Origin of the sequence: Bradyrhizobium sp., assembly GCF_049586575.1 — a bacterium.
Taxonomy (GTDB): Bacteria; Pseudomonadota; Alphaproteobacteria; order Rhizobiales; family Xanthobacteraceae; genus Bradyrhizobium.
Map to the genome: position 1 here is coordinate 1 of NZ_JBAVCF010000766.1, position 5,015 is coordinate 5,015.

A 5,015-nucleotide genomic window follows, 5' to 3' on the forward strand; every position below is an offset into this window, starting at 1 on the left:
GTGGTTGGCACGGCGGATCGCATCGTGGCTGGGGCGGACCGCGCTTCTTTGTCGGCGGCCCGGCTTACTATGGCTACGGGTATGGTGGCTGTTACGTGCGGCGGCTGGTTCCGACCCCCTTCGGACCTCGCTGGCGCCTCATCAACCGCTGCTACTGAGTTCGACGAGCGATATCCGGCATCAAGGACCCCGACTGTTTTCAGTCGGGGTCTCGAGCGTTCCCTCCGGCGACGTAGATTATTTATTGAAAATTAGCCAAATTAGCCAGGACCCGCCGATAACCGGAAACCAATTCCGATCCAAAGACTTGGTACGCCGTCACCTGATTGACATCATCAGGGCACGGAACCGGTTATGAAAATTGCGCACACAGACGAAGGCGTTGAGTCGCTCGACCACAAGTCGAGCAAATCGATCTGCGACGCTGTGGGCGAAGGTCTCCAGCAGATCCTCCGGCCCGATTCGGGTATGTCGTCTCATTTGCTGCATCTCGTCGACGAATTGCGAAGACGCGATGAGACCGGCGGCGTGAAGCCTAATTGGCACGACAAGCGTTAGCCTGTTTTTCCGAACGCCCGGACCAACATACGGGTTGCGTTTTGCGACGGCTGCGGTGAAAAGCCCGCATGCTTGCCCTTACCGACATCTCGGTCCGGATCGCCGGGCGTCTTCTGATCGACCACAGTTCGGTACAAATCGTACCCGGCGCACGTGTCGGCTTCGTCGGCCGCAACGGCGTCGGTAAATCAACGCTGTTTCACGCGATCCGCGGCGATCTGCCGACGGAAAGCGGCAGCATCGCGCTTCCGCCGCGCTGGCGCATTGGCAGCCTTGCACAGGAAGCACCTGACGGGCCTGAACGGCTGATCGAGGTCGTGCTGCAAGCCGATCGCGAGCGCGAGGCGTTGATGCGCGAAGCCGAGACGGCACACGACCCCATCCGCATCGCGGAAATTCAAACCCGGCTGGTGGACATCGACGCCCATTCCGCGCCGGCACGTGCGGCCGCGATCCTGAGCGGCCTCGGATTTTCATCCGAAGACCAGAACAGGCCATGCTCGGAATTCTCCGGCGGCTGGCGGATGCGCGTGGCACTTGCCGCAACACTGTTCGGGGCGCCCGACCTCCTGTTACTGGACGAACCCACGAACTATCTCGACCTCGAAGGTACGCTTTGGCTGGAAGATCATCTCGCCAATTACCCGCGCACCGTCATCGTCATCAGCCACGACCGCGACCTGCTGGAGACATCGGTCGATCAGATCCTTCATCTGGATCGCGGCAAGCTCACACTTTACAAGGGCAGCTATTCCTCATTCGAGGAGCAGCGCGCCACGCGCGAACTGCTGGACGCCAAGCATGCCAAGCGGCAGGCCGAGGAGCGCAAGCGGCTGCAAGCCTTCGTTGACCGCTTCAAGGCCAAGGCCTCCAAAGCCCGCCAGGCGCAATCGCGCGTCAAGATGCTGGAGCGAATGAAGCCGGTGACGGCGCTCGTCACGCAGGACGTGCATGAGATCGTATTCCCGCAACCGGAAAAAACGCTATCTCCACCGATCATCGCGGTCGACGAGGTGTCTGTCGGCTACGACCCGAAGCAGCCCGTCCTCAACCGCGTGACACTGCGGATCGACAACGACGACCGCATTGCGCTGTTGGGGGCCAACGGCAACGGCAAGTCGACGCTGGTCAAACTGCTTGCGGGCAGGCTTTCGCCTTTTTCCGGGAAAATCACCCGGGCCGAAAAGCTCTCGGTCGGTTACTTTGCCCAGCATCAAGTCGATGAACTCAATCTTGATGCGTCGCCTTATGATCACGTCCGCAGGCTGATGCCTGATGCGCCCGAGAGCAAGGTGCGCGGACGCACCGGCGCCATCGGCTTCTCGGGCAAGGCCGGCGACACGCTGGTGAGGAATTTGTCTGGCGGCGAAAAGGCCCGCCTGCTGTTGGGGCTTGCGACTTTCTTCGGCCCCAACATGATCATTCTGGACGAGCCTACCAACCATCTCGATATCGACAGCCGCGCGGCACTCGCCGAGGCCATCAACGAATTTCCCGGCGCCGTCATCATGGTCTCCCATGACCGCTACCTGATCGAAGCCTGTGCCGATCGGCTATGGGTCGTCGCCGACCGCACGGTGACGAGCTATGATGGCGATCTCGACGACTACCGGCGGACGGTGTTATCGGCACGCGGCGCGCAAGCCGCTCCGCGCGAACGCGGGCCCGAACGGAATGGTCGAAACGACACGAATTCGTCTCGCGCGAAGGAAAAACGCACTGCGCCCAAAAAGAGGATTGCGGACGCAGAAGCCGAAATGACCCGCATCAGCGGCATCATCGCGAAGATCGATGCCGCACTCGCACTACCAGATCTGTTCACACGCGATCCGAAACAGGCCGCCCAGCTCAGCAAGGCGCGCGCGAGTGCTGCGGAGGCTCTGATGAAAGCCGAAGAGGAGTGGCTGGCAGCGAGTTCGGAAATCGATCAGGCGACCCAGCAGGCCTAGCAGGATCGAACGCGATCAGGTCTGCGCGGGCGCCGGCTTTTTCTTCTTCGGCTTGGTGGGCTTCGGCTCGGCTACCGGCTCAGCCCCTCGCTCTACGGAGGTAAGCCGCCCCGCAGTGAAGGTGTAAATACCGGCGCGCGGACCTTGCGAGAAATTGACTACCGCGAGGCGATCGCCGCGCTCGTTCCTGGAGATGTTGACAGAGTTGGGCGCGCCTACGCCGCGGACGACGTCACATTCAGTATGGCCAAGTGCAACCGTGCCGGTGGGGGTCGGTGCGGGACCCGCCGTTCCATCCGACGATGCGTTGGCATTTGTCGGAGCATTCGCGGACGCCATTCCTGGGCAGAAGCCTTCGGCGCTGACGAGATCTTCGGGCGTAACGGGCTTGTCGGGCGTGAGCGGCGGCGTATCAATCGACACGTTCTTGATGAAAAGCCTGCCGCTTCTTGAAAACCATTCGGCATCCTTCGACAGCAGATCGGACGAAAAGATATCGGAAGTCGTGGCTCCGCAGCCCGCCAGCATGGGAGCAAACAGAAGCAGCGCCAGCACTGATTTCCGAAGAGGGTATTTTCCTTGCACGACGAACTGGATCTCACCCTTGCCCCAAGCGATTGTCCGACCATCACTTTGCGGCGCGACCGTGGCCTTATACAGGCTCACGGCCCAAAACCATAGTTTATCATTAATAGCGGAACAGGCTAATCGCGCTTCTGCCACCGACCCCGTTCGTCGGCCTGCCAATAGGTTACATCGAATCCCCGCGTCTTGCAGTCGGTCCACGACTGACGTGCCGCAGCGAGCGCATCGGCATCGTCGCCGTTGAAAAGCAGAACGAGGCGGTCGTAGATATCCGAGTTCGCCGGCAAGGGAGCATTGTCGACCAGAAACCTTACATTGGCTCGATTGGGGTTGCTGTCTTCGACGACCAGAATGATCGGCTGATCCTCAGCATCGGCAACGCGCCAGCTCGCGTGCGGCAAGAATGAATCCTCGCGATAGGTCCACAAATGAGCATCGAGAGCCTCGGTTCGTTCCTCCGAATTCGACTGCACCACGACTCGCCAGCCGCGTTCCAGGGACTTTTCGAGCAGCGGCGGCAACACGTTTTCCAGCGTCATATCTTGCAGATGGTAAAACAGAACTTCCGTCATCGTTTGGCTTCGTAATGCTCGGCCACCAGTTGATCCAGCAGGCGAACACCGAAGCCTGAACCCCAGCTCTGGTTGATCTCGGTTTTTGGCGCCCCCATCGCGGTTCCCGCGATGTCGAGGTGGGCCCATGGTGTGCCGTCGACGAAACGTTGCAGGAATTGCGCCGCGGTAATCGATCCGCCGTTTCGAGTGCCGGTGTTTTTCATGTCGGCAAATTGCGAATCGATCTGCTTGTCGTATTCGGGGCCGAGGGGCATGCGCCAGACGCGTTCGCCCGTCGCAAGTCCCACCGTGACCAGACGCTCGGCCAGTTCGTCATTGTTGGAAAACAGACCTGCATATTCAGTGCCCAGCGCCACCATGATGGCGCCGGTCAGCGTGGCAAGGTCGACCATGAATTTCGGCTTGAACTTCTTGGCCACGTACCAAAGCACATCCGCCAGCACCAGCCGCCCTTCGGCATCGGTGTTGATGATTTCGATGGTCTGGCCGGACATCGAGGTCACGATATCGCCTGGACGCTGGGCGTTTCCGCCGGGCATGTTTTCCACCAGGCCAATCGCGCCGACTACATTGACCTTGGCTTTTCGCGCGGCCAAGGCCTGCATCAATCCGACGACGCAAGCCGCCCCGCCCATATCGCCCTTCATGTCTTCCATACTGCCGGCTGGCTTGATCGAAATGCCGCCGGTATCAAAGCAAACGCCCTTGCCGATAAAGGCTACCGGCTGTTCGCCGCGCTTGCCGCCGTTCCAGCGCATGATCACGGTCCGGCCGGGTTGCGTGGAGCCCTGGGCCACACCGAGCAGCGCACCCATTCCGAGTTTCTTCATGGCATTGACGTCGAGTACATCGACCGTCACGCCAAGCTTGCGCAACCGACCGGCGCGTCGCGCGAATTCAACGGGAAACAACACGTTCGGCGGTTCATTGACGAGGTCGCGCGCGGCGATGACGCCATCGACAACATGCGCGTTGGGCACAAAGGCTTTGCGAGCCGCAGCCGCATCACCGACCGCGATCGACACGTTGGCGCGTAACGTCGGCTCCTCGCCCTCCTTTTTCTTGGTCTTGTAACGATCGAATTTATAGGCGCGCAGCCGGATGCCGGCGGCGACCGCGGCGGCCTGATCGGAGCTCATCGTGCCCTTCGGCAATTCGGCGATAACGCTGACCGGGTCGCGCCCGGCCTTCAGCTTGCCGGCGAGCGTGCCGCCGAGTTTCAGAAAATCGCGGTCCTTCAGTTCGGCCGGTTTGCCCGCCCCAACCACAATGAGGCGCTTGGCCTTGAGACCCTGCGGCGCCAGAATGTCGAGAATCGATCCGTTTTTTCCTTTGAACTGATTGGTTT

At 60.7% G+C, this 5,015-nt stretch carries 5 protein-coding genes and 1 pseudogene; 3 read left to right on the forward strand and 3 right to left on the reverse strand.

Annotated features, from left to right (window positions below):
- The 3 genes and pseudogenes from WB528_RS27475 to WB528_RS27485 form a co-directional block, all read left to right on the forward strand.
- Positions 1-158, forward strand: a pseudogene (locus WB528_RS27475) (sulfur globule protein precursor); the annotation flags it as partial.
- A 196-nt stretch (positions 159-354) separates the two neighbouring features.
- Positions 355-558 (forward strand): hypothetical protein, encoded by a 204-nt coding sequence (locus WB528_RS27480; protein WP_423892488.1) that lies wholly within the window; start codon positions 355-357, stop codon positions 556-558.
- Positions 559-626: 68 nt separating this feature from the next.
- Positions 627-2,507 carry an ABC-F family ATP-binding cassette domain-containing protein gene (locus WB528_RS27485; protein ID WP_423892489.1) on the forward strand — a complete coding sequence of 627 codons (1,881 nt, stop codon included), beginning with the start codon at positions 627-629 and terminating at the stop codon, positions 2,505-2,507.
- Between the two features lie 15 nt (positions 2,508-2,522).
- Here WB528_RS27485 and WB528_RS27490 read toward each other — a convergent pair whose 3' ends face one another.
- The 3 genes from WB528_RS27490 to WB528_RS27500 form a co-directional block, all read right to left on the reverse strand.
- Positions 2,523-3,035, reverse strand: coding sequence for a hypothetical protein (locus WB528_RS27490; RefSeq protein ID WP_423892492.1), 513 nt, complete (start codon positions 3,033-3,035; stop codon positions 2,523-2,525).
- Positions 3,036-3,211: 176 nt separating this feature from the next.
- Positions 3,212-3,664: a DNA polymerase III subunit chi gene (locus WB528_RS27495; RefSeq protein ID WP_423892490.1), complete on the reverse strand. Its 453-nt coding sequence runs from the start codon at positions 3,662-3,664 to the stop codon at positions 3,212-3,214.
- On the reverse strand, positions 3,661-5,015 hold a 1,355-nt coding region (locus WB528_RS27500), incomplete at its 5' end, for a leucyl aminopeptidase (protein ID WP_423892491.1). The genes WB528_RS27500 and WB528_RS27495, both read right to left, overlap by 4 nt.

Coding starts and splice junctions, on each gene's coding strand:
- WB528_RS27490 (WP_423892492.1), bottom strand. CDS start 3,035: ATGCTGGCGGGCTGCGGAGCCACGACTTCCGATATCTTTTCGTCCGAT.
- WB528_RS27485 (WP_423892489.1), top strand. CDS start 627: ATGCTTGCCCTTACCGACATCTCGGTCCGGATCGCCGGGCGTCTTCTG.
- WB528_RS27480 (WP_423892488.1), top strand. CDS start 355: ATGAAAATTGCGCACACAGACGAAGGCGTTGAGTCGCTCGACCACAAG.
- WB528_RS27495 (WP_423892490.1), bottom strand. CDS start 3,664: ATGACGGAAGTTCTGTTTTACCATCTGCAAGATATGACGCTGGAAAAC.